Below are 22651 nucleotides of genomic sequence, written 5' to 3'. Positions count from 1 at the left end.
GAGAGAAGAATTATGGCACGTAAACGTTTACGCGAAGAAGAAGAAGCGACGCTAGATATGACACCGATGCTCGACATCGTGTTTATCATGCTGATCTTCTTTATCGTAACGACTTCGTTCGTGAAAGAGGCAGGTATCGATGTGAATCGCCCTGAAGCGTCACAAGCGACCAGTAAGCCTTCGGCTAACATCTTTATTGCGATTCGTGAGAATGGCGAAGTATGGATGGACCGCCGGATGGTAGACGTGGAGCGCGTTGCGGCAAACCTGGAGCGTTTGTTAGCTGAACAACCTACCGATATGGTGGTCATTCAAGCCGACGAAGGCGCTCGTCATGGCGTGGTCGTGAAAGTTATGGACCAAGTTAAAGAAGCAGGCATTGCCCAAATTTCAATAGCAGCGGAGAACGATTAATTATGGTGCGCGTATTAGTATCAATATTACTAGGCGCTGCAGTCACCTTCGCTCTGTTTGTCTTAATGGCATTCCTGATCAGTGGAGGAGAGACGCGGAACGAGCCGCCTGAAGCTCCAGCCACAATCGATATCGTACAAACACAGGCCGACCAGGATGTGGATACGCGGCGCAGAACGCCGCCTCCACCTCCACCGCCACCTGAAGCGCCACCAGAAACGCCACCACAGGAGCCTGACGCGTCAGACGATTCTGTGGGCTACAACTTCGACTTTGGAGTTGATGTAGGCGACGCTGGTGTGGGTCTTTCAGGTCCGGAAACGGGTCTTGGCCGCGACGGTGATGCACAACCTTTGGTGCGTGTAGAGCCGCGTTATCCGCCAGCTGCTGCGCGTGATGGTATTCAAGGGTGGGTTCGCCTGCGCTTTACCATTAACGAAGTAGGTGGTGTGGAAGATATCGAGATCATTGATGCAGAGCCACGCCGGGTATTCGACCGCGAAGCTCGCCAAGCGCTGATGCGCTGGCGGTATGCTCCGAAGGTTGTAGACGGTGTAGCGCAGCGTCAAGAAGGTATGACTGTTCAGCTCGACTTTAACATTGATGGGAGCTAAAGCATGAAAGTAATTAATAGCACTTTTGTTGCTGCGGTCGCTCTAATCGGTGGTTTATTCATTGGCGCTCCAATGCAAGCAATGGCGCAAGGTTCTGCGGACGTTGGTTTTACTATTCCAACCGAAGAAGAAGTTGCAGCTGCGCGTGAGAATCGTCGTTCGTACGCCTTAGGCGAGCGCTTAGGTCGGGCCGTTGTCACGGCCTTTGAGCAGTACGAAGAAGAGCTCATTCGCGACGCCATTGCGACCTTGGAGTCGGTAACGCCACGTACTGAATATGAAGAGGCCTACATTGGTCGCTTCTTAGGTACTATGTGGGCGTCGTTGCCGGAAGAAGAAGCCGATATGGATCGTGCGACAGACCTGCTTGAAGCCGCCGTAGAGAAGGATGTACTGAGCTACAGTGACCAAATGTCTTCGTTGCAATTATTGGGTAACCTCTATTTGCAAGCGGAGCGTTATGAGGACGCTATCAGTGCATTCCGCCGCTACCTGCAATTCAGAGGGGTGTGGGAACCAGACGTTCTGTTCCGCATGGCTGTGGGCTACATGGAATTGAAAGATTTTCCAAGAGTAATTACCCATGCACGTAAAGCCATAGAGAACTACGAAACGCCAAACCACAACCCTTATGTGTTGATGATCGGTGCGTATTTCGAACAGGAAGACATTCCGAATGCGATAGCGGTACTTGAAGAAGGAATCCAAGAGATCCCAACTCAAATTCGCTGGTGGAGCCAACTTGGTGCTTTCTACGCACTGAATGAGCAGCTCGACAAGTCGCTTTCAACCTTGGCAATTGCTTACGACGCCGGGTATTTGGACCGGTCGGCCGATTTCCGTTATTTAGTGCAAATGTATGCGAATAAAAATATTCCATTCTATGCAGCTGAGGTAATGGAACGCCACATGAACAATGGCGATATCGACGAAACTCCACAGTACTGGGCGTCGACTGCACGTAACTTCTACACAGCACGTGAATTTGAGCGTGCCGGTGACGTGTATAATAAAGCGATTGCTTTGGCGGAAACCGATGAAGATCGCTTAGGTTATTATCGCTCGCAAGGTGATTCGTATGTACTTGCTGAGGAATATCGTCGCGCAGCGGCTTCATTCCAAGCTGCACTCGACATTGGCACGACCGATAATGACTTGATGGGTCGGTTATATATGTCGCTTGCAGAAGCGTATTTCAACTCGAACCAATACCGTTCGGCAATTAACGCAATGCGTAATGCCACACGTTATGACGCAACACGTCGTAACGCGGAAAGTTGGATGGAGTATATTCGTCAAACAGCGGAACGCCGTGGCGTAAACCTGTAACGAATAAGTGAAATTGGCTTAAAAACCCCGCGTTTTAAACCGCGGGGTTTTTTTATTGAACTTTTAAAAAGGGTTGGGATCATATATGATCCACGCCGATTCGACATAGGTATTCAAAGAAAGATTGCACAGGGGCCACAGATGGTCTCTCGTTGAGCCTGTATAGACTCTGTTACTTTTAAGATTAAGGTGTACTTAACTATGGCAGCGAACGAAAATTTTAAGGATCAAACAAGTCCTCTATTTGTGTTATTGGGCGCCGCAGTGTTTGTTGGGGTGGCATTACTAAGCCCACTGCTAAGAACCCTAAGTTTGATTTTTGCAGGTTAGCCTGCTTGAGGATTACGCTGTTGAATATACATAAACAAGTGTAAGCCTCACTCGACATTGGAAAGAGAAAGGGAAACAACATGCAGTCGGTTTTACTGGTTGAAGACAACCCTCGTACACGCGAAGCGCTACTCAAGATGCTGTCGACGATGGCACAGCAGGTTGAAGTCGCTCATGACGGTTTAGGGGGGTTGAATCTTGCTCGGAAGCACCAATTTAGTATGGTAATAACCGACCATAAAATGCCGCTTATGGATGGCCTTACGCTCATTCGAAATTTGCGTGAGATGGATAATTACGCAGACACGCCTTTAGTGTTGCTCACTACTGACGAGTTGCAGTCTGTGCAAGACCGTGCGCAACGAGTGGGTGCCGACCAAGTTTTGGCCAAGCCCCTAGAGCAGGATGTATTGCGAAATATTCTTACCCATCTACAACAACGTGACGTAGCCTAATGACTCATTATGTGTGCGCGGACTTGCGCAGTAACTATATTGAACGGGCAATAACTAATGTTGCCAACTTCCCACACGATGGAGTGGTGTTTCGTGACATCACGACCATGTTGGCTGACCCAAAAGCGCTTCGTTATAGTATTGACCTGTTTCATGAGCGTTACCAAAACTATGGGCTTACGCAAGTGGTCGCTGTTGAAGCGCGCGGGTTTATTTTTTCTGCGGCGCTAGCGGACCGCCTTGGCGTTGGGCTCACACTTATTCGGAAGCCGGGTAAATTACCCCGTGAAGTGTACACGGAGCAGTATCAACTTGAATATGGCACAGACCAACTTGAGCTGCATAAAGACGGCTTAGGCAAGCGCGATCGTGTCGTGGTGATGGACGATATGCTCGCCACCGGCGGTACCATTGGTGCGGCGATTGATTTGATACAAAAGACCCCGGCCACTATTGTGGAGGCGGCTTTTGTTGCTGAGCTGTTGTATTTACCCGGCCGCAAAAAGCTGGCAGAAAAAGGCGTAAACAGTTACGCCATTGTCGCCTACGATTAACTGCAGTAGGATAGCACTCTGATTTACCGCGTTCAGCGGCCGCATGCTTTGTGCGGCCAGCACGGAACGCCAAGGGAGTGAACATGAGTTACCAGGTTTTAGCCCGTCAGTGGCGCCCTCGAACCTTTGCCGATGTGGTAGGCCAACAGCATGTGCTGTCAGCACTATCGAATGCGCTTCGTCACCAACGGTTGCACCATGCCTATCTATTGTCCGGCACCCGTGGTGTTGGGAAAACCACTATTGCCCGTATTCTGTCTCGCAGCTTAAATTGTTTAGAAGGCATTAGCGCTGAACCCTGTGGTGTTTGTGACGCGTGTAAACAAATCGATGAAGGGCGGTTTGTCGACTTACTCGAGATTGATGCAGCCTCGCGGACCAAAGTAGAAGACACCCGCGAGATTCTCGAAAATGTGCAATATCGGCCAACGTCGGGTCGTTACAAAGTTTACCTTATTGACGAAGTTCACATGCTCTCTCGGCACAGTTTCAACGCCTTGTTGAAAACCTTAGAAGAGCCGCCACCTCATGCTATATTTCTACTCGCAACGACCGACCCCGACAAGCTGCCGGTTACCGTTTTGTCGCGCTGTTTGCAGTTTAATTTGCGGGCTTTAACGCGCGAAGAAATCAGCGGCCAGTTACACAAAGTATTAAGCGCGGAGGAAATGCCCTTTGATCAAGGCGCACTCGACCTCATTGCACGTGCCGCGCGGGGTAGTATGCGCGATGCGCTGAGCTTGACTGATCAGGCGATTGCCCAAGGGAACAACGAAGTGCGCGAGGAGACCGTTGCGCGAATGCTCGGTAGCCTTGATCCACGAGACAATATTGCGTTGCTTGGCTTTCTTGCCCAAGGGAACACCCAGCAAACACTGAACCATTTGCGCGCATTGCCTGACCGCATGACCGACATTAGTGACGTACTTGGCGAACTGCAGAATATGTTGCATCAGCTCGCGTTGTTACAGTTGGCGCCGGAATACCTCGACTCGGGGTTGGTTAGTCATCGCGAGGCCATGAAGCAATTGGCAGAACAACTTCGGCCGGAGCAAATTCAAGTGTGGTACCGCATGGTGCTGGAAGGCCGAAAGGAGCTTCCGTTGGCCACAGACGCCTTTACCGCGGTAGAAATGACTTTGCTGCGTTTGCTTACCTTTCGCCCTGCTGGCAGTGGTGCTGGTACGCCGAGTGTTGCCCCAGCGAATAGTGGTCAAGAACCCATTGTGAGCGGTGCTCCCGAGCAGCCTATTGCGGCCGCTTCCAGCGCGGAACACCTCAGCACTGCGCAGCCAAGCTCAAACCAGCCTAGCCCAAGCCACCCAAGTGAAGCCCTGCCTAGTATGGAGCAGCTAGGTTCGCGCCAAATAAGCACAGCGCAGCTCAACACCGAGCAATTGGGCTCAGGGCAACCAAGTCTGGGCCAGCCACGTGCCGAGCAGCCGAGCGTTGAACAACCCGATTCACACCAAGACAACGCTTTTCAACACAGCCAAAGCCTGCAGGGCCGGGGTGAAGGAAGCGCGGCGGAGAACGCCGCTCAGGTGCTAAGCGTAGCTCAGGAGGAAAGCGAAGCGCAGTTGCATGCAGAGCAGGCGCATATTCAGCAACAGGCTGAGCAAATGCGACAGGCAAGCGTAGTAAATGAAGATCCACTGCAAGCATTGCTCGCTACTCGCGACATGCTTACAGAACCCCGTGAACCTGCAAGCGGACCCGTTAACGCGGTGCAGAACCTTAAAGCTGTGCAACACAGGCACAGTGCGCCGGCAGGTACTGAAAATCTTGGCACCGCGCAAATGCACGAGCCAAGTAATGTGGAGTATCGCTACCCAAAGGCTGAACCGACACCTGAGCCGGTCACTCAGGTGTCGGGCCGTGGGCCGGAGCGAGGAGAGGAAGCAGAAACTCCGGTAAAGGAGGCCCAGCAAAACCCAATAGAGTCCGCCCCAACGCGTGCAGCAGCGAATGAAAATTTTGCTGCAAAGATTAACGACAGTGTGCGCAGCGCCGCTGACATAGACGCGTGGAGTGCCTCCATTGAAGGATTAGGCGTGCAGGGCCTTGCCCGCCAGTTGTTGCTGCATTCCCAGTTAAAGCAACAAGGTGGCGGTTATACGTTGGTTATTAGCGAGCAGCAGCAGGCATTGTTTTCGCCGCAAAGTGAGCAGCATTTGCGTGCGGAATTGCAGCATTTAGTGGGTAATAGCCCACTCAGCATTGAATTTGGTAGGCCTCAACAAACACCATTTTTAATTCAACAACGGATTGATCAGTATCGCCAGCAGCGCGCGGAAGAGCGGGTGCAGAGCCATAGCGCAATTCAGTATTTGCAAGACACCTTGGCCCTAGACTGGGTTCAGGGAAGTATTCAACCGCGCGATTGAGGCTGATATCATGCGTCGCGTATCTATTAATGTGCCATTTTAACCAGAGAGAGTTGTTATGTTTAAAGGCGGAATGGGCAATATGCTCAAGCAAGCGCAGCAAATGCAAGAGCGTATGCAGCAAGTGCAAGAAGAAATAGCGAAAGCGGAAGTTACGGGTGAAGCCGGTGCCGGTATGGTAAAGGTAACCATGTACGGTAACCATAACGTGAAGCGGGTGGAAATTGACCCAAGCCTATTTGGTGATGAAGACGATCGTGAAATGCTTGAAGATCTAATTGCCGCAGCAACCAACGACGCGGTACGCCGAGTTGAAGAAACCTCGAAAGAGAAAATGGGTGCGGTTGCGGGTGGTATGGGTTTACCGCCTGGCTTTAAACTTCCTTTTTAACATAAAGGGTTCTGTATGGCTGGCTTTAGCCCTGCAATTGCGGCACTTATTCAAGCCCTTAAAGTATTACCCGGGGTAGGGCAAAAAACCGCGCAGCGCATGGCGTTTCAATTATTGGAACGTCAACGTGGTGGTGCGCAGAGGCTCGCTGAAGCCATTCAACATGCACTTGAGGTGGTGGGGCGCTGTCAGCAGTGCCGCACCCTTACCGAGGGCGACTTATGCTCCATTTGTGATGACCCGCAGCGTGCAGAAAATGGTGTGCTTTGTGTTGTTGAGTCGCCCGCGGACGTGCTCGCCGTGGAACAAACCGGTGAGTTTAGCGGCCAGTATTTCGTACTGATGGGGCACTTGTCGCCGCTCGACGGCATTGGTCCTAAAGACATCGGTTTGGACCTGCTTGAACAACAATTACAAAAAGGCCATACCAAAGAGGTGATTCTGGCCACCAACCCAACCGTTGAGGGCGAAGCCACAGCGCACTTTATTGCCGAAACTGCCGCGAAGTACGCTATTCCGACCACCCGTATTGCGCATGGCGTGCCAGTAGGCGGAGAGCTTGAATACGTTGACCATCGAACCTTAGGGCATGCATTCCAAGGGCGTAAGCACTTTTCGTAAGTTTTTGGGTTGAATTTCATTGGCTAAAGCCCCACCTATAAAAGCATTGTTGATCAACCTTGCTTTTAATCAGGAGAGATTCAGCCATGGCTGAGACACATCAAGCAGAAAAACACGGGTTTCAAACAGAAGTAAAACAGCTGTTGAACCTGATGATCCATTCTTTGTATTCGAACAAAGAGATATTCCTTCGCGAACTGATTTCCAATGCGTCCGACGCAGCCGATAAGTTGCGCTTCAAGGCATTGCAAGACAACAGCTTATTTGAAGGTGACGCGGACTTATTTGTGCGTGTAAGCGTAAACAAAGACGCCAAAACCATTACCGTGAGCGACAACGGTATTGGTATGACCAAAGATGAAGTGATGAGCAACCTAGGTACTATTGCTAAATCAGGCACCAAGGAGTTCTTTAGCCAACTTTCCGGTGACCAAGCAAAAGATTCCCAGCTCATTGGCCAGTTTGGTGTGGGCTTTTACTCGGCCTTTATTGTTGCAGATCGGGTAACGGTGCGTACGCGTGCGGCGGGTGTCGCGGCCGACCAAGGTGTGGAATGGCAGTCTGCGGGCGACGGTGAGTTCACCATTGCCAATGTAGAAAAGCAGGCCCGTGGTACCGATATTATTCTGCATTTACGCGACGACGCTGACGAATTCCTCGACAGCTGGAAATTACGCCAGATTATTACCATCTATTCAGACCACTTGAGCATGCCGGTACAAACCTGGAAAGAAGGGACGCCGGAGCGTGAAGGCGAAGACGGAGAGAAGATTGCGGCAACTGCGGGCGAGTGGGAAACCGTGAACGCCGGTAAAGCCCTATGGTTACGTGACAAATCTGATGTAAGCGAAGACGAGTACAAAGAGTTCTATAAGTCACTTGCCCACGATTTTGAAGACCCGTTGCTGTGGAGCCATAACAAGGTAGAAGGCAAGCACGAATATACCAGCCTGCTCTACATACCGAAACGAGCCCCTTGGGACTTGTGGAACCGCGACGCGCAAAAAGGCATTAAGCTTTATGTGCAGCGCGTGTTTATTATGGATGATGCAGAGCAGTTCATGCCAACGTACTTGCGCTTTGTGCGTGGCTTGATTGATTCGAATGATTTGCCGTTGAACGTGTCGCGTGAAATCTTGCAAGACAACAAAGTAACCCGCGCCATGCGTTCGGCCAGCGCCAAGAAAGTGCTGAGTATGCTCAGTAAGTTTGCTCGCGACGACGCCGAAGCCTACGGCGAGTTTTGGGACGCATTTGGCAATGTGTTAAAAGAAGGCCCGGCCGACGATCCTGCTAACGTAGAAAAGGTAGCCGAGTTGCTGCGCTTTGCGTCAACCCATGAAGACAGTGCCTCGCAGCGGGTGTCGCTCGACGACTACTTGGGTCGCATGAAAGAAGGCCAAGAAAAGATCTATTACATTGTTGCCGACAGTTATGAAGCGGCGCGCAATAACCCTGCGTTGGAAATTTTCCGCAAAAAAGGCGTGGAAGTGTTGCTGTTGTCTGACCGCATTGATGAGTGGTTAATGAGCCACTTAACGGAATTCAAAGAAAAGGCATTCCAGTCGGTTACGCGGGGTGATTTAGACCTTGGCGCGCTTGACGATGACGACGCGAAACAAGAGCAAGAAGCCAGTGAAGAAAAACTCAAGCCTGTGGTAGAGCGCTTCACAACAGCGCTCGGCGACAAAGTGAAAAAGGTGCGGGTAACCCACCGGTTAACCGACTCGCCGGCTTGTATTGTAACCGACGACAATGACATGAGTACGCAAATGGCAAAACTCATGGAAGCGGCGGGGCAGAAGGTGCCAGAAACTAAATACATTTTCGAACTCAACCCTGATCACCCATTGGTAACCCGAATTGCCAATGAGCAAGACGAAGCACGGTTCTCGGAATGGGCGCATGTGCTGCTTGACCAAGCAACCTTAGCCGAGCGTGGCAGTTTGAAAGACCCAGGCAGCTTTGTGAAGCGTTTGAATGAACTTATGCTCAAACTCGCCTAACCAGCGAGCAGCTCAAAACCCGGCCTCGCGCCGGGTTTTTTGTGCAACCCCGAGCATAACCTGTAACCCCAACCAGGGGGTCAGAACACATCAAACTGGGGTCAGATAAAACGGTAATGTCAGTTTAATCATAGGGTTATCTTCATTTTTCGGAGTGACTTGTAAAATGTACTCTGACCCCATTGCTTGCGGGCTGCGGTTTTATTGAGGATGGGGCGTTGTATCGTTATCTGACCCCATGGTTGGTGGTTCGACCAAGGTCGAGGGTGGTATGTCGTTGCCTCAAGGCGGGCTATCGGTTAAAGTTGCGTAGTCTTAAGTTTCGCATTCATTTTATAACTTCTAGGGGAAGAACCATGCGCATTATCCTGCTGGGTGCGCCAGGCGCAGGCAAGGGCACGCAAGCCCAATTCATTATGAATACCTATAATATTCCGCAAATTTCCACCGGCGATATGCTCCGGGCGGCGATTAAAGCGGGCACTGAACTGGGTTTACAAGCGAAAGCGGTGATGGACGCTGGCCAGCTTGTTTCCGACGACATTATGATTGGTTTGGTGCAAGAGCGTATTACCCAAAGCGACTGCGAGAATGGTTTTTTGCTGGACGGTTTTCCTCGCACTATTCCACAAGCAGACGCCATGCAGGCGGCTGGTATTGAAATAGACCACGTGTTGGAGTTTGCCGTGGCAGACGACGTGATTGTCGGCCGTATGGCGGGCCGTCGTGTACACCCCGGTTCAGGCCGTGTCTATCATGTTGAGCACAACCCACCGAAAGAAGAGGGTAAAGACGACGTAACTGGCGAAAGCTTGGTAATTCGCGAAGACGATAAAGAAGAAACGGTGCGCAAGCGCTTGGCGATTTATCACGAGCAAACCGAGCCACTCGTTGACTATTACCGGAATCTCGCGGCACAAGGTATTGTGCACTATCACAAAGTAGACGGCACCCAAAAAGTAGATGCAATTCATACCGAATTAAAAGCATTGCTGGGTTAACCTTTAGCACCCACAACAGAGGACACGCTTATGTTTTTACCGGTTACCAGTCTGTATGCAGCGCTCTTGACGCTGTTGCTCTTAGTATTGTCGATTCGCATTATCCGCATTCGCTGGCAAGAGCGCGTTGGGCTCGGTATTGGTGAGAGCAAAGCCCTTGAAGTTGCCGTGCGCGTGCACGGTAACTTTGTTGAATATGTGCCTCTGGCTTTGATTCTGTTGGCGCTTATGGAGCTGGCGAACGCCGGCGCAGGCCTACTTTATGGCTTGGGCGGGTTGTTGTTTGTGGCGCGGGTTTGCCATGCAATTGGCTTAACCCGCTCGATTGGTACCAGCCTGTATCGCACCATTGGCGTGCTCGGCACCTTTGCTGTGTTGATTGTGCAAGCAGCCTACTTGCTTGGTTTTGTGCTCGGCTTAACCATGGCTTAAAACGGTTGCGTTGAGTAGAAGTAAAATGCAGTGTGTGGCGTTACATAGTTCACAAAGTCATGGTGGGCAATGGCGAGGATTGGCAAAAATACTGTCGCCGTCGTCGCCGCCGTTCAGTTCTCCCGATCTCATCGGGTATGGTGGTTCTGAGGCATTTAAGGGCAACGCCGCTGATTTTCGTTTTGAGCATGAATTTGCTCACCTTCGCCGTTTAAATATAGAGCCCGAGCGTGGCCCGTATGTTCTAGTAGGCCATTCTTACGGCGGCGCATTAGCGCTTTATTGGGCGCGCTGTTTTCCTAAGGCGGTAAAGGCGCTGGTGTTGTACGAGCCCGTTGCCTTTCACGTTTTGCCCGAGCTCCACCCTGCGCGTACAGAGATTGTGGCGGTCGCAGAAGCGATGGAGCAAATGAATAGTGCTGAAGCCTGTGCTCATTTTGTCGACTACTGGAATAGCCCTGGTTATTTTCAGGCACTACCCACTGCTGCGCAGGCGCTTATGATTGAACAACAAGCGAAAGTTACAGCCGACTTTCATGCCTTACTGGATACCCCTGCAACCTTGGCCGATTACCAGAAGGTGGATGTACCTGTGTATCTTTTTAGTGGTCAACAGTCGCCGTTGTCGAGCCGAACGGTGGCGGCTTTGCTTGCTGAGCAGTTACCGCAGGTTGTACATCAAACTCTCGATGCGGGGCACATGGGACCCATTACCAAACCACGATTAGTGCTACCTGTACTCCTTAAAGCGCTTGAAGCGGCGTTATGAAACACCTTCGTCCTGAAAGTAAAAAGCTTGCACGGTTAACTGGACCTATTCTTATTGCGCAGTTAACGCAAATGCTGATGGGTGTAGTTGACACCCTGATGGCGGGGCGAGTGGGTGCTGTTGATTTGGCTGCGGTTGCGGTGGGAAGTGCACTTTGGATTCCACTCACCTTGCTGGTGTTTGGCCTAGGTATGGCGTTGGCACCGGTTATTTCGCATTGCCATGGCGCGGGCGACGAAAGCCAAATGGCGCGGCATGCGCAACAATCTCTCTATACCTGCGCAATAGGTGCGCTGATGACCTTCGGGCTCATTTCGTTCGCGCCCAATGTACTCGCGTTGATGGACGTGGAACCCGCATTTCGCACCATGACGCTCGATTACCTCGGCTATATTTTATGGGGCCTACCCGCGTTTGTTCTGTACATTGTATTGCGTAATTTCTGTGAAGGGTTAAGCCATACCATGCCGTCGTTAGTGATTGGTGTTATTGGGCTTTTGGTGAACATTCCCACCAACTACATTTTTATTTACGGCAAATTGGGCATGCCTGCACTTGGTGGTGCCGGTGCCGGTGTGGCGTCGGCAATTGTGCTGTGGGCTATGGCCGCCGCGTTACTGGCCTATATGCTACTGGCGAAACGCTACCGTGGGCGAGGGCCCTTTACTCGTTTTTACGGACCGGCGTGGGACGATATTTGGCACTTTATTCGCTTGGGCATGCCTATTTCGCTGGCGCTTTTCTTCGAAACCAGCCTGTTTGCGGCGGTAGCGATTTTGCTGGCTCCGCTTGGCCCTGTGGTGGTGTCTGGGCACCAAATTTCGCTCAATATCACCTCCCTCGTTTACATGTTCCCTATGAGTTTAAGCATGGCCGTTACCTTACGGGTGGGCTTTGCACTGGGCAGCAAGCATATAGATGAGGCTTTAAACGCTTATAAAGTAGCGTTGTTAATGGGGGTGAGTTTTGCCACTGTGAATGGTTTGATTATGTGGTTAGGCGGGCGCTGGCTGGCTGGGTTTTACACCGACAACCCAGAAATTATTGCCTTAGCGGGTACGTTAATGGGGCTTGCTGCTATTTTTACCTTGTCGGACACTTTTCAAGCCATTTCCATTGGTGCACTGCGCGGCTATAAAGACACCCGTGCTTCTATGGTGGTGACCTTTATTGCTTACTGGCCATTCGGTTTGACCGTCGGCTGCATACTAGCCTTAACCGACTGGGTGGTGCCTGCAATGGGTGCGGCGGGCTTCTGGATTGGGTTTATTGTTGGGCTTAGTGTTGCAGCCTTACTGCTCACTCGGCGACTCTTTCGCGTACATGCGCGAACCTTGGCGAGCGCGAGATAATTTCACGCTATACTTATGCGTGCGCCATTTGTTCGCGACGTAGTGAACCAAATGCGCGTGTGAACGTATTAACAAACGTTATATCTCTATTATTAGGCTCGGAGTAACTCTATGACGTTGGCCGCAACCGCACACCGTTCTTCAGATCGTTCAGGAAAAGGCTATGCATTTCGCCATACAGCCTTTCGCATTGGTAATTTAATCAACCTTTTGTTGTTGTTGGTTGCCTTTGGCTTGGCTTTTATGGCCAATACCTGGTGGCTGGCCATTATTGTTGGTGTGCCATCGTTTTTGGTGCCTTTTTGGCTACACCGTACTTTAGGTGATCAAAGCCTTGCCCGCATTGCTTATGGCGTAAGCTTTATGTTGTTTGCTGCGCTGCATATTCATCAGAGTATGGGGTTCACCGAGGTCCATTTCGGTATTTTTGTGTTGCTGGCTATTTTAATTGCGTTTCGCGACTGGCTGGTGATTGTGGTGGCTGCAGCCACTATTGCCGTGCATCATTTATTGTTTATGTATTTACAATCCAATGGCGCGCCGGTGTACTTGGTGCCGGCGGAAAACGCGCGCCTTTCTATTGTGTTGATTCATGCCATTTATGTGGTGATTGAAGCGGCAGTGTTGGTGGTGATTTGTCGGGCAAGCTTCCGTGAAGCGCAGGTGAGCCAAGCCTTCTTCGACATTACCGAACGCCTCGTGCAAGCCGACGGCTCTATTCTGTTAACTGAGCGTGTGCCGGAGCAGGGCTCGCGATTGTTAAAACGTTTTAATCAGGTGCTTGCGACACTCAACGAGAGCATTGGCCGGGTCGCTAACTCGGCCAACGAGAATGGCGATGCGGCTGATCACCTGCTCACAGAGGGTGAAAAACTTGGCAGTGGCATGTTGCAACAGCAAAAAGAAGTAGGCCGAATTGCCGCTGCGAGTGAAGAAATGACGCAAAGCATCGCCAATACCGAACAGCGATCTTTGGCGGTATTGGAGGTTGCGCTTGCAGCTGAAAAAGCTGCGAATCAGGGCAAGGGGTCGGTGAGCAAAACTCGAGGCTCGGTAGAAGCCTTGGCGCAAGAGCTTGAAACCTCGCGCCACAAAGTGGAAGGTATGGCCGATTCGGCGAAAGAAATTCGCTCGGTGCTGCAAGTTATTGACGCGCTTGCTGACCAAACCAACTTATTGGCCTTGAATGCGGCTATTGAAGCAGCGCGTGCGGGTGAAGCGGGGCGCGGCTTTGCAGTTGTTGCCGACGAAGTTCGTAGCTTAGCCAGTAAAACCCAAGGCTCTACCGATCAAATTGAAAAAAGCATTGAACGCTTAACGCAAACCAGTGTGGAGTCGGTGCAGGCGGTAACCCGTTGTTTAGAGCAAATTAGCGAAACGCAAGAGTATTCAGAGCAAAGCGACCGCTGGTTGAGCGACATTGCAACGCAGTCGCAGCAGCTTGGCCAAGCCATTCAAGAAATTACCAACGCGTTACAACAGCAAAGTGCAGCAAGTGTTGAGGTAACGGAAAGCACGCAATACCTCAACAGCCTTTCTGAAGAGCATGAAGCGCAGGCGCAGGCATTGTTGAGAACCGCACACCAGGTGAATGACATTACCGATCATTTGAATCAGGAAGCGAAGCGCTTTGTTTACGAGTAGGCTGCCATGAAAAAGTCGGGGCTGGTGTTTGCCCTCTGGTTAGTGGGCACCTCGGTCGCGCTTTTCGTGTGGGGATTCAGCAGTTATGGCTATTTTGACCAAGACAACACATGGCTCGGCAATACGATGCCAGTGACCTTGCCCGTTAGCACGCTCACTCATGCGCCGCAAAAGCAGTGGCTGCTCGTTCACATTCGCGCCGAGGGCTGCCGTTGTAATCGGCTTGCCGACGCCCATATTGAAACCTTTGATACGGACTTCGCGGGCCAACTGATCCACGTGTTTATGACTGTGGCTGAGGCCGAACAGGCTGGGCTTGTGGTTCCTGCCACACCGATGGTGGTGTTATTCGACACTAAGTCTGTGAAAGCCGAAGCGCACTTGCAGTACGCAGGGCCTTACGCCAGTGGCCCTTTGTGTTCGGTCGACAATAGCGTGTTGCCGAGCTTATTGAACGAAACGATAGAACCGGCAGGCGCGTGGTTTAATGGCAACATTAAAGCCTGCCGGTGTATAACTTAAGGCTTGCGTCGCGCTTTAAGTACCGCAGTAACGTCGGCTAACGACAAGTCGCGGGCAGCCAGCACGACCAACAGGTGGTAAAGCAAGTCGGCGCTTTCATTCAATAGCGCTTGGTCGTCTTGGGCTACCGCGGCTAATGCCACTTCAACCCCTTCCTCTCCTACTTTTTGCGCACAGCGGCGTACACCGTCGGCGAGTAACTTGGCCGTGTAACTTGCTGTTGCAGGCTCTGCTGCACGCTGTAAAATAGTGCGCTGCAAGAAGCCGAGTTCGTAACTTGCTGGGTCGTTCTCGGTTTGCCAGCACGACTCGGTGCCTAAATGGCAAGTGGGGCCATTTGGAATCGCGAGAGCCAATAGTGCGTCTTGATCGCAATCGGCGCTTAACTCAACCAGCGTTAACGTGTGCCCCGAGCTTTCGCCTTTGGTCCAAAGCCTTTCTTTGCTGCGGCTATAAAAGGTAACCAAGCCTGAATTCACGCTGTGCTCTGCGGCGGCTTTATTCATGTAGCCGAGCATTAACACCTTACCGGTGAGCGCGTCTTGCACTGTGCAAGGCAGCAGACCGTTCATTTTTTCCCACGCCAAGGCGCTGAGTTGGGTTGCGGTTAACATGGTAAAACTCCTTAGGAAACGGAACGCGCTACCGCTGGGCGAATGGATATGCCTTCAGCGCGCAGTGTGTCTTTCAGTTCATCCATTGCAATAATGCCTTTATGAAACACAGACGCGGCGAGCGCGCCGTCTACATTGGCACGCTTAAATACGCTCGTGAAGTGCTCAATGGCGCCGGCGCCGCCCGAGGCAATCAGGGGTACTGGGCATACGGCACGAATCGCACTGAGTTGGGCAATGTCATAGCCTTGGCGAACACCGTCTTGATTCATGCAGTTTAAAACGATCTCGCCGGCTCCGCGTTGAATAACGGTTTCTATCCAATCTTGGGTTTGCCAATTGGTTTTCTGTGTGCGGCTTTCATCGCCGGTAAATTGATAAACTTCATAATGACCGGTTTTCTCATTAAAGTGGCTGTCAACGCCAATCACCACACATTGTTGGCCAAAGGCGTCGACTAAGGCATCAACCAAGTTAGGATCGCGCAGCGCAGGTGAATTAATGGAAATCTTATCGGCACCCATGGCAAGAATTTCGCGCGCTTGCGCCACGCTTTGAATGCCACCTGCTACAGCAAAGGGAATATCAATCACTTCTGCCACGCGGCTCACCCAAGACTTGTCGACCACGCGGTTATCGGCACTTGCCGTAATGTCGTAGAACACCAATTCATCGGCGCCGGCTTCGGCGTAGCGCTTGGCAAGGGGTACGATGTCGCCAATAATTTCATGGTTACGGAATTGCACGCCTTTGACCACTTGCCCGTCGCGTACGTCGAGACAGGGAATAATGCGTTTTGCTAACATACTAAGCTCCGACTGATTGCGCCCAACAGGCGAGCGCGTCTTCGAGGGTGAATTGTTGGGTAAGCAATGCTTTACCCAGAATAACACTGTCGCAGTTTGCGGCTTTCAGGGCAGTGAGATCGTTGAGCGAAGCCACACCACCAGACGCTTGCCATTGAACGCTCGGGAAATCTTGTTTCAGTGCTCGGTAGAGCTCCACATGGCTGCCGGCTAAAGTGCCGTCGCGGCTAATGTCGGTGCACAATACATGCGTGCAGCCTTCGGCCACGAAGGGTTGCAAACAGGCCTCAAGGGTAACGCTGGACTGCTGTTGCCAACCATGAGTGGCCAACCAGCGCTCGCCATGCTCATCAATATTTACGTCGAGAGCAAGAACAATGGCTTCGGGACCAAAGGTGTTCATCCAAGCCAGCACGGTGCGCGGGTCGGTGACCGCAAGTGAGCCGATGACGACACGTTTAACGCCGCTGCCAAGCAACTGTTCAACGTCACGACGCGTACGCACACCACCGCCGGTTTGCACGGGTAAGCCCGTTTCTTCGGTAATACGGGTGAGCAGCTTGAGCTGGCGCTGGTTCGGATCCCGGGCGCCGTCAAGATCAACCAAGTGAATGTACTCAGCGCCGGCGCGCTGGTAGCTTTGGGCCACTTCTACGGGGTTGTTGTGGTAGACGGTTTGTTGGTTAAAGTCGCCTTTCAGCAAGCGAACAACCTGACCGTTAATCAGATCGAGTGCGGGAATTAACATGTAAGCTCCATAAAGTTTTTCAGCACTTTAGCACCGTCGGGGCCCGAGCGTTCCGGGTGAAATTGAACGCCCATGAAGTTCTGTTGGGCAATGGCCGCCGAGAAGGCTTGGGTGTATTCACATTCGGCAATAGTCGCTGGCCCCACTGGTGCGGCGTAGGTGTGCACAAAGTAGAACCACGGGTTATCGAGGCCTTTAAACAGCGGGTGATCGCTCACGCTCGTTTGGTTCCAGCCCATGTGCGGTAATGGCAGTTGGTCTTTGCTAACGAGCCGGTTCACCTGGGTGTCAATGAGCCCCAAGCAAGGCACTGGTTGTTGGCGGCTTTCTGTGGAAGAGCGAGTAAGTAGCTGCATGCCTAAACAAATACCCAATACCGGTTGGGAAAGGTTTTGCAGAGTTTCTACAATGGCCAATTCCTCAAGCGCACGCATGGCTTCGCCTGCTGTTCCTACGCCCGGCAGCACTACATGCTCGGCGTTCTCAAGCACCTTGGCGTCGGCGGTAATAATGGGTGTTTCGCCTAAGCGCTCGAAGGCAAACTTAACCGAGGCTAAGTTCGCACAGCGGGTATTTACAATGGCTAAACGCATGCTTACAGCACCCCTTTGCTCGACGGCATTTCATTGCCTTCTTTGCGAATGGCTTGGCGTAGGGCGCGACCAAACACCTTAAACAGGCTTTCCACTTGGTGGTGGCTGTTGCCTTCTGTGGTGCTCAGGTGCAGGCTGATTTTCATGGTGTCAGCCAGTGAGCGGAAGAAATGAGAGACCATTTCGGTGTTCAATTCACCCACTTTGGCTTGGCTAAAGTCGGCATTGAATTCAAGCCACGGGCGCCCCGAAACGTCGATCAAACACTCCGCGCGACACTCATCCATAGGCAAAGCAAAGCCAAAACGGCCAATACCGCGTTTATTGCCTAACGCCTGACGTAAGGCTTCTCCAAGTGCTAAAGCGGTGTCTTCTACCGTGTGGTGGTCGTCTATATGGAGGTCGCCTTGCACGTTTACTTGTAACGAAAAGCCGCCGTGGGTCGCGATTTGCTCGAGCATGTGGTCGAAAAAGCCAATGCCCGTGTGGAAGACAAGCGGGCCGGGTTGGTCCAGATTCACCTTAATTTCAATTTCGGTTTCGCGGGTTTTTCGCACCACCTCTGCGCTCCGGTCGGCACGAGTGAGCTGGTTGACAATGGCATTCCAGTTCAGCGTCTCACGGTTATACTGCAGTCCACGAATGCCCATCGCCTCGGCGAGTTGTAAATCGGTGCTGCGATCGCCAATCACGAAGGAACGAGTAAAGTCGACAGCTCCTTGCTGTAAATAGTCTTTAACGAGACCGAGTTTAGGTTTGCGACAGCTACAGTTTTGGTGCTCAAAGTGTGGGCAAATGAGAGTATTGGCGAAGCTTATGCCTTGGCTGGAAAAAACAGCCATCATGGCATTATGCGGCGCGTCGAAGTCGGCCTGTGGAAAGCTGTCGGTGCCTAAACCGTCTTGGTTACTCACCATTACCAGTTCAAAACCTGCGGCTTGCAAGGCTAATAGGGCCGGAATAACATTCGGTTCGAATACGAGTTTGGCTAAGGAGTCGACCTGCTTATCTACAGCGGGCTCCTCAATTAAGGTGCCGTCGCGGTCGATAAAAAGAATAGGGCGGGCGTTACTCATGCTGGTATCTCCTCGGCACGATATAAATCCAAAATACGGATAAGTTCACTGTTTTCTTCTGGGCTGCCAACACTAATGCGTACACAGTTGGCTAACCCGAGTTGGCTTGACTGATTACGAATCAGCGCTCCCGCTTGCATACAGTGTTGCATAACGGCTTCGGCGTTTGTTACTTCGCAGAGTATGAAGTTGGTGACGCTGGGGTAAACTCGTTTTACCCAACCATAGCCGGTAAGTGCGCGGGCTAGCATATCGCGCTCGGCGCAAATTTCAATAACGTTTTGGCGTAGTTCAATTTGCCCGTCGAGGGTCAGCGCTTGCTCAGCGATTTGCAGGCTGGGCGCCGGCAATGGATAAGGTGCAAGCACTGGCACCAGCGCTTGTATGAGCGCTTCATTGGCTAAGGTAAAGCCAACCCGAACACCGGCTAAACCAAAGGCTTTCGACAAAGTTCGCAAAACCACCAAATGCGGATTGTTCTGCAGTAAGTCGGTTGCCGACACCTGTGCCCCTGACTGCTCCGCAAATTCGATATAAGCTTCGTCGGAGACTACCAAGGCTTTACCTTTGCACAGCTCCAGTACCTGTTCTACCGCGCTACGGGGGAGGGTATTGCCTAACGGGTTAGACGGATTACACAGAAACACTATTTTAATAGCGTTGTTATTCAGCGCTTGTGCAATGCCATCGAAGTCCAGCTGACCGTCGCCGATGAGTGGTACTTCAACGGTATTGTTTTGGTTCAGCTGTGCCGAGATTTTGTACATGCCATAGGTGGGCGGGCAGGTCAAAATGGCGTCTTGGCCCGGGGTACAGAATGCACGAATCAACAGCTCTATGCCTTCGTCGCTGCCTCTATGGCTCATCACTTGTTCAAACTTTACCTTGGCATAATCGGCGTAGGCGTGGTTGAGCGTGCGAGATTGAAAGTTCGGGTAACGATTCAAAAATTGGCTGTCGACCATGTAGTCGCGGCTGTAGGGTGATTCGTTGGCATTCAACCATAGGTTGCCACCGCTCATGCTGCGGCGGGCAGACGCATAGGGTGTCATGTTGCGCAAGTGCGGGCGTAGTAGGTTGCTTGTGGTTGCGGTCTGCGGCTGCTCGGTCGCGATGTCACGCTGAAAACGCTCACTGTCCAAGCGCAGCGAAACCGCGCGTAAGTGAGCGTCGAGTTTTTCTTCCCCGGCGAGGGCGACAATGGTTGGCCCTAAAGCCTGTAAGCCAGCGGCTGTGGCCGACTGCACCGTGTAGCGGCGATAAAAGTCGAGTAAACCAAGGCTGCTGTAATTACGTGCAAAACCGTAGGTGGGCAACACATGGTTGGTGCCGGTGGCATAGTCGCCGCCCGATTCGGGTGTGTAGTGGCCCACAAAAAGCGAGCCGGCGCGGGTTAACTGTGCCACTAAGGGCTCTGCGTCGCTCACCTGAATACTTAAGTGCTCGGGTGCATAGGCTTGGCTAATGGCAACGGCTTCAGCCATATCTTCGGTGAGAATCAAACTACTCGCTTGCAATGCTTTACTGGCAATGGCTGCGCGCGGCAGGGCGGCGAGTTGTTCGGCCAGTGCCGTGCGGACCTTTTCGAGCAAAGCTGCAGACGGCGACAGGCAGATGACTTGCGAGTCGGCGCCGTGCTCTGCTTGCGAGAGTAAGTCGGCAGCCACAAAAGCTGGTTCCGCGCTGTCGTCGGCAATCACCAAAAGCTCCGAGGGGCCGGCGGGTAAATCAATAGCAGGGCCACCAGCCACTTGGCTTACTTGTTGTTTCGCTTCGGTAACATAGATATTACCGGGACCGAAGATTTTGTCGACCGCGGGAATGCTTTCGGTACCAAAGGCAAGCGCTGCAATGGCTTGCGCGCCGCCCGCTAAGAAGACACGGGTTACGCCACATTTTTTCGCCGCATAGCAAATAGCCGGAGTAAGGGTGCCGTCGGCTGCCGGAGGGCTCATCAAAATACGTTCAGGGCAGTTGGCAATTTGTGCCGGCACACCAAGCATTAACACGGTACTGGGTAAGCTAGCGGTACCGCCGGGAATATAGAGCCCTACTTTTTCCAAGGCCGCGTAACGCAGTTCACAGTCAATACCTGGCATCGTGGTCACTTGCACATTGGCTGGCTTTTGCGCCTCGTGAAAAGCGCGAATGTTGCTGTACGCTTGATCAATCGCTGCTTTGACTGCCGCTGGCGCACTTTCGGCAAGGGCGGCGAAGGTTTCTTGTGGCAGTTCCACTTGGGTCAGGTTAACCCGATCAAATTGCGCAGTGTAGTCGAGCAGTGCCGCGTCGCCGCGTTCGCGCACTGTGGCACAAATGTCGGCGACCCGCGCACTCAGCTCCGCACTGGTTCTTTGCACCGGCCGTGCGAGCCGCGCGGCTTGCTCTGGCGGGGTGAGTGACTGCCAACGCACGGCGGTAGGAATGGTTTGGTTCATGGTTACCCCAACATTTTTTCTATTGGCATCACAAGAATGGAACTACAGCCTAAAGCTTTTAGTTGTTCCATGGTTTCCCAAAACAGGTTTTCGGTACTCACCACGTGCACGGCCACCTGCTCATTCGTGTGGCTCAGTGGCAAAATTGTCGGCCGTTCTGCGCCGGGGAGAATACGCTCTACTTCTGCCAGTTTGGCTTTTGGCGCATGCAGCATAATGTACTTACTTTCTTTGGCCAGTTGCACGCCGTCTAAGCGGGTTAGAATTTTATCAACCAAGGCTTGTTTGTTGCTGTCGAGGGTGTCGCTGCGTTGTATCAGCTGCACTTGTGAACGAAAAATAACGTCTTGCTCCACTAAACCGTTGGCTTCAAGTGTTGCGCCGGTAGAAACAAGGTCGCAAATGGCGTCGGCAAGGCCGGCGCGGGTGGCTACTTCAACAGAGCCTGTAAGCATTACGGTTTTTGCGTTCACTCCCTGCTGACGCAAAAAGTCTTCCGTAAGGCGCGGATAGGTGGTGGCAATCTTCTTGCCTTCCATACTTGTTAAACCTTGGTAGTCGCCTTCTTTTGGCGTGGCAATACTGAGTCGACAAAAGCCAAAGTCGAGCCGGCGTAGCGATTTAAAAGCACTCGGTTGGCGTTTAATTTCACGCTCTAAACGCTCTTCTTCAAGTACATTTTCGCCTACTACGCCAAGGTCAACTACGCCGTCCATGACCAAACCTGGAATGTCGTCGTCGCGCACACGCAGTAGATCTACCGGGTGACTCGTACTGTGTGCCATGAGGCGCTGCTCGTGTAAATTGAACTTAATACCGCATGCTTCGAGCAAACTAAGAGTTTCTTTACTGAGTCGCCCTGATTTCTGCATGGCGATGGTTAGTCTTCCGGTCGTTGTCATCTTTTTTGTCCTCTAAAATCAAAATCCCCCCGGGAGTGGTTACGCTTCCGGGGGGATTAAAGTTTTCCTGAAAGGCACCACATGTTTGGACCTTTCACAATAACGAAAAGGCCGCTAATTCGGATGATGATGATGGTGCATATTTGCTTTGTTCACTGCTTGCGCAGCGCTGCAGCTGTAGTTGTATAGCCAATTCATCGTAAAAGCCTTTTTGTGTCGCTATGTTGTTGCGTGTTTAAGCTTGAGTTGTATAAATACTACCAGAGCATAAACCGGCTCGCAACGGCTAATCACCTCGGTTCTTCTGATTGTGTTTAATTTTTGTTCAACTCGGTCGATAATAGGAGAAGGTGGGCATAAATACAGGAGCAGTGTGATGGCGAGTCAGGACTTTATTTTTCCGCTCTTACCGAGAAATACGTCGGTGAAGTTAAACAGCGACACCGACCGTGTGGTGCAGTTGGAAAAAAAACAGAAAATAAAAGAAATTTCTGAAGATGACGACGCGAGCGAAACACAGCATGCGCGTGTTGAAGAGCGGCAGAAAGAGCAACAACAGCAGAGTAAGCAGCGGTCGAAACAACAAAAGCAAGACAGTGAGCCTGATCCCGATGATCACAAAGGCCAAAATCTCGACACGTACGCCTAGCAAT

At 51.9% G+C, this 22651-nt stretch carries 23 protein-coding genes and 1 pseudogene; 16 read left to right on the top strand and 8 right to left on the bottom strand.

All coding sequences use genetic code 11. The annotated features are described in order from the left end of the window. Positions 1-12 precede the first annotated feature (12 nt). The 15 genes from DQW12_RS03755 (at position 13) to DQW12_RS03685 (ending at position 14821) form a co-directional block, all read left to right on the top strand. Entirely contained in the window at positions 13-414 is a 402-nt protein-coding gene (locus DQW12_RS03755; RefSeq protein ID WP_113906496.1) for an ExbD/TolR family protein, read from the top strand. A gap of 2 nt (positions 415-416) precedes the next feature. Then, a complete protein-coding gene (locus tag DQW12_RS03750; RefSeq protein WP_113906495.1) occupies positions 417-1028 on the top strand; it encodes a TonB family protein in 612 nt (203 codons plus the stop codon). 3 nt (positions 1029-1031) lie between these two features. Continuing rightward, complete coding sequence (locus DQW12_RS03745; RefSeq protein WP_113906494.1) at positions 1032-2357, top strand: tetratricopeptide repeat protein; 1326 nt, start codon at positions 1032-1034, stop codon at positions 2355-2357. A 410-nt stretch (positions 2358-2767) separates the two neighbouring features. After that, a complete protein-coding gene (locus DQW12_RS03740) occupies positions 2768-3142 on the top strand; it encodes a response regulator (protein ID WP_113906493.1) in 375 nt (124 codons plus the stop codon). Then, positions 3142-3696, top strand: a complete 555-nt coding sequence (locus DQW12_RS03735) for an adenine phosphoribosyltransferase (RefSeq protein WP_113906492.1) — start codon at positions 3142-3144, stop codon at positions 3694-3696. The genes DQW12_RS03740 and DQW12_RS03735 overlap by 1 nt, the downstream gene beginning before the upstream one ends. Before the next feature lie 83 nt (positions 3697-3779). Further along, positions 3780-6083, top strand: a complete 2304-nt coding sequence (gene dnaX / locus DQW12_RS03730; RefSeq protein ID WP_113906491.1) for a DNA polymerase III subunit gamma/tau — start codon at positions 3780-3782, stop codon at positions 6081-6083. 58 nt (positions 6084-6141) lie between these two features. Then, positions 6142-6474 carry a YbaB/EbfC family nucleoid-associated protein gene (locus tag DQW12_RS03725; RefSeq protein ID WP_113906490.1) on the top strand — a complete coding sequence of 111 codons (333 nt, stop codon included), beginning with the start codon at positions 6142-6144 and terminating at the stop codon, positions 6472-6474. A gap of 15 nt (positions 6475-6489) precedes the next feature. After that, a complete protein-coding gene (gene recR, locus DQW12_RS03720; RefSeq protein WP_113906489.1) occupies positions 6490-7095 on the top strand; it encodes a recombination mediator RecR in 606 nt (201 codons plus the stop codon). Positions 7096-7181: 86 nt separating this feature from the next. Next, positions 7182-9101, top strand: a complete 1920-nt coding sequence (htpG, locus tag DQW12_RS03715) for a molecular chaperone HtpG (protein ID WP_113906488.1) — start codon at positions 7182-7184, stop codon at positions 9099-9101. Between the two features lie 356 nt (positions 9102-9457). Continuing rightward, entirely contained in the window at positions 9458-10102 is a 645-nt protein-coding gene (gene adk / locus DQW12_RS03710; RefSeq protein ID WP_113906487.1) for an adenylate kinase, read from the top strand. 30 nt (positions 10103-10132) lie between these two features. Then, on the top strand, positions 10133-10534 hold the full coding sequence (locus tag DQW12_RS03705) for an MAPEG family protein (protein ID WP_113906486.1): 402 nt from the start codon (positions 10133-10135) through the stop codon (positions 10532-10534). Positions 10535-10559: 25 nt separating this feature from the next. Further along, positions 10560-11303, top strand: a complete 744-nt coding sequence (locus DQW12_RS03700) for an alpha/beta fold hydrolase (RefSeq protein WP_113906485.1) — start codon at positions 10560-10562, stop codon at positions 11301-11303. Then, positions 11300-12655, top strand: coding sequence for an MATE family efflux transporter (locus DQW12_RS03695; RefSeq protein WP_113906484.1), 1356 nt, complete (start codon positions 11300-11302; stop codon positions 12653-12655). Before DQW12_RS03700 ends, DQW12_RS03695 begins: the two co-directional genes overlap by 4 nt. 111 nt (positions 12656-12766) lie before the next feature. Then, positions 12767-14299 carry a methyl-accepting chemotaxis protein gene (locus DQW12_RS03690; protein WP_113906483.1) on the top strand — a complete coding sequence of 511 codons (1533 nt, stop codon included), beginning with the start codon at positions 12767-12769 and terminating at the stop codon, positions 14297-14299. A 6-nt stretch (positions 14300-14305) separates the two neighbouring features. Continuing rightward, positions 14306-14821: a DUF6436 domain-containing protein gene (locus DQW12_RS03685; RefSeq protein WP_113906482.1), complete on the top strand. Its 516-nt coding sequence runs from the start codon at positions 14306-14308 to the stop codon at positions 14819-14821. On the opposite strand, the gene hisIE is transcribed toward DQW12_RS03685, so the two are convergent. The 8 genes and pseudogenes from hisIE to hisG form a co-directional block, all read right to left on the bottom strand. Continuing rightward, positions 14818-15435 carry a bifunctional phosphoribosyl-AMP cyclohydrolase/phosphoribosyl-ATP diphosphatase HisIE gene (gene hisIE / locus DQW12_RS03680; RefSeq protein WP_113906481.1) on the bottom strand — a complete coding sequence of 206 codons (618 nt, stop codon included), beginning with the start codon at positions 15433-15435 and terminating at the stop codon, positions 14818-14820. The two genes, DQW12_RS03685 and hisIE, sit on opposite strands and share 4 nt — an antisense overlap. 11 nt (positions 15436-15446) lie before the next feature. Continuing rightward, positions 15447-16241: an imidazole glycerol phosphate synthase subunit HisF gene (hisF, locus tag DQW12_RS03675; protein WP_113906480.1), complete on the bottom strand. Its 795-nt coding sequence runs from the start codon at positions 16239-16241 to the stop codon at positions 15447-15449. 1 nt (position 16242) lies between these two features. Beyond that, positions 16243-16989: a 1-(5-phosphoribosyl)-5-[(5-phosphoribosylamino)methylideneamino]imidazole-4-carboxamide isomerase gene (hisA, locus tag DQW12_RS03670; RefSeq protein WP_113906479.1), complete on the bottom strand. Its 747-nt coding sequence runs from the start codon at positions 16987-16989 to the stop codon at positions 16243-16245. Then, complete coding sequence (gene hisH / locus DQW12_RS03665) at positions 16983-17582, bottom strand: imidazole glycerol phosphate synthase subunit HisH (protein ID WP_113906478.1); 600 nt, start codon at positions 17580-17582, stop codon at positions 16983-16985. The genes hisA and hisH overlap by 7 nt, the downstream gene beginning before the upstream one ends. A gap of 2 nt (positions 17583-17584) precedes the next feature. Then, positions 17585-18658: a bifunctional histidinol-phosphatase/imidazoleglycerol-phosphate dehydratase HisB gene (hisB, locus tag DQW12_RS03660; RefSeq protein ID WP_113906477.1), complete on the bottom strand. Its 1074-nt coding sequence runs from the start codon at positions 18656-18658 to the stop codon at positions 17585-17587. Beyond that, a complete protein-coding gene (hisC, locus tag DQW12_RS13550) occupies positions 18655-19719 on the bottom strand; it encodes a histidinol-phosphate transaminase (RefSeq protein WP_269800921.1) in 1065 nt (354 codons plus the stop codon). The genes hisB and hisC overlap by 4 nt, the downstream gene beginning before the upstream one ends. Before the next feature lie 69 nt (positions 19720-19788). Next, positions 19789-21096: pseudogene (hisD, locus tag DQW12_RS13545) on the bottom strand (histidinol dehydrogenase); the annotation flags it as partial. Positions 21097-21098: 2 nt separating this feature from the next. Next, a complete protein-coding gene (hisG, locus tag DQW12_RS03650; RefSeq protein ID WP_113906475.1) occupies positions 21099-21998 on the bottom strand; it encodes an ATP phosphoribosyltransferase in 900 nt (299 codons plus the stop codon). A 376-nt stretch (positions 21999-22374) separates the two neighbouring features. Between hisG and DQW12_RS03645 the strand changes: the two genes are divergently transcribed. After that, positions 22375-22647, top strand: coding sequence for a hypothetical protein (locus DQW12_RS03645; protein ID WP_113906474.1), 273 nt, complete (start codon positions 22375-22377; stop codon positions 22645-22647). Positions 22648-22651 lie beyond the last annotated feature (4 nt).

Source organism: Aliidiomarina celeris (assembly GCF_003316875.1).
Taxonomy (GTDB): domain Bacteria; phylum Pseudomonadota; class Gammaproteobacteria; order Enterobacterales; family Alteromonadaceae; genus Aliidiomarina; species Aliidiomarina celeris.
Note: the sequence above shows the minus strand (reverse complement) of the source record. Positions and strands in the feature narration are given on the sequence as shown.

Excerpts from the sequence above, each read along its gene's own strand:
- hisIE (WP_113906481.1), bottom strand. The coding sequence starts at position 15,435 with ATGTTAACCGCAACCCAACTCAGCGCCTTGGCGTGGGAAAAAATGAAC.
- hisF (WP_113906480.1), bottom strand. The coding sequence starts at position 16,241 with ATGTTAGCAAAACGCATTATTCCCTGTCTCGACGTACGCGACGGGCAA.
- adk (WP_113906487.1), top strand. The coding sequence starts at position 9,458 with ATGCGCATTATCCTGCTGGGTGCGCCAGGCGCAGGCAAGGGCACGCAA.
- DQW12_RS03705 (WP_113906486.1), top strand. The coding sequence starts at position 10,133 with ATGTTTTTACCGGTTACCAGTCTGTATGCAGCGCTCTTGACGCTGTTG.
- DQW12_RS03740 (WP_113906493.1), top strand. The coding sequence starts at position 2,768 with ATGCAGTCGGTTTTACTGGTTGAAGACAACCCTCGTACACGCGAAGCG.
- DQW12_RS03750 (WP_113906495.1), top strand. The coding sequence starts at position 417 with ATGGTGCGCGTATTAGTATCAATATTACTAGGCGCTGCAGTCACCTTC.
- DQW12_RS03745 (WP_113906494.1), top strand. The coding sequence starts at position 1,032 with ATGAAAGTAATTAATAGCACTTTTGTTGCTGCGGTCGCTCTAATCGGT.
- DQW12_RS03755 (WP_113906496.1), top strand. The coding sequence starts at position 13 with ATGGCACGTAAACGTTTACGCGAAGAAGAAGAAGCGACGCTAGATATG.
- dnaX (WP_113906491.1), top strand. The coding sequence starts at position 3,780 with ATGAGTTACCAGGTTTTAGCCCGTCAGTGGCGCCCTCGAACCTTTGCC.
- DQW12_RS03690 (WP_113906483.1), top strand. The coding sequence starts at position 12,767 with ATGACGTTGGCCGCAACCGCACACCGTTCTTCAGATCGTTCAGGAAAA.
- DQW12_RS03645 (WP_113906474.1), top strand. The coding sequence starts at position 22,375 with ATGGCGAGTCAGGACTTTATTTTTCCGCTCTTACCGAGAAATACGTCG.
- DQW12_RS03695 (WP_113906484.1), top strand. The coding sequence starts at position 11,300 with ATGAAACACCTTCGTCCTGAAAGTAAAAAGCTTGCACGGTTAACTGGA.
- recR (WP_113906489.1), top strand. The coding sequence starts at position 6,490 with ATGGCTGGCTTTAGCCCTGCAATTGCGGCACTTATTCAAGCCCTTAAA.
- DQW12_RS03735 (WP_113906492.1), top strand. The coding sequence starts at position 3,142 with ATGACTCATTATGTGTGCGCGGACTTGCGCAGTAACTATATTGAACGG.
- hisG (WP_113906475.1), bottom strand. The coding sequence starts at position 21,998 with ATGACAACGACCGGAAGACTAACCATCGCCATGCAGAAATCAGGGCGA.
- DQW12_RS03700 (WP_113906485.1), top strand. The coding sequence starts at position 10,560 with ATGCAGTGTGTGGCGTTACATAGTTCACAAAGTCATGGTGGGCAATGG.
- DQW12_RS03685 (WP_113906482.1), top strand. The coding sequence starts at position 14,306 with ATGAAAAAGTCGGGGCTGGTGTTTGCCCTCTGGTTAGTGGGCACCTCG.
- hisA (WP_113906479.1), bottom strand. The coding sequence starts at position 16,989 with ATGTTAATTCCCGCACTCGATCTGATTAACGGTCAGGTTGTTCGCTTG.
- hisB (WP_113906477.1), bottom strand. The coding sequence starts at position 18,658 with ATGAGTAACGCCCGCCCTATTCTTTTTATCGACCGCGACGGCACCTTA.
- htpG (WP_113906488.1), top strand. The coding sequence starts at position 7,182 with ATGGCTGAGACACATCAAGCAGAAAAACACGGGTTTCAAACAGAAGTA.
- DQW12_RS03725 (WP_113906490.1), top strand. The coding sequence starts at position 6,142 with ATGTTTAAAGGCGGAATGGGCAATATGCTCAAGCAAGCGCAGCAAATG.
- hisH (WP_113906478.1), bottom strand. The coding sequence starts at position 17,582 with ATGCGTTTAGCCATTGTAAATACCCGCTGTGCGAACTTAGCCTCGGTT.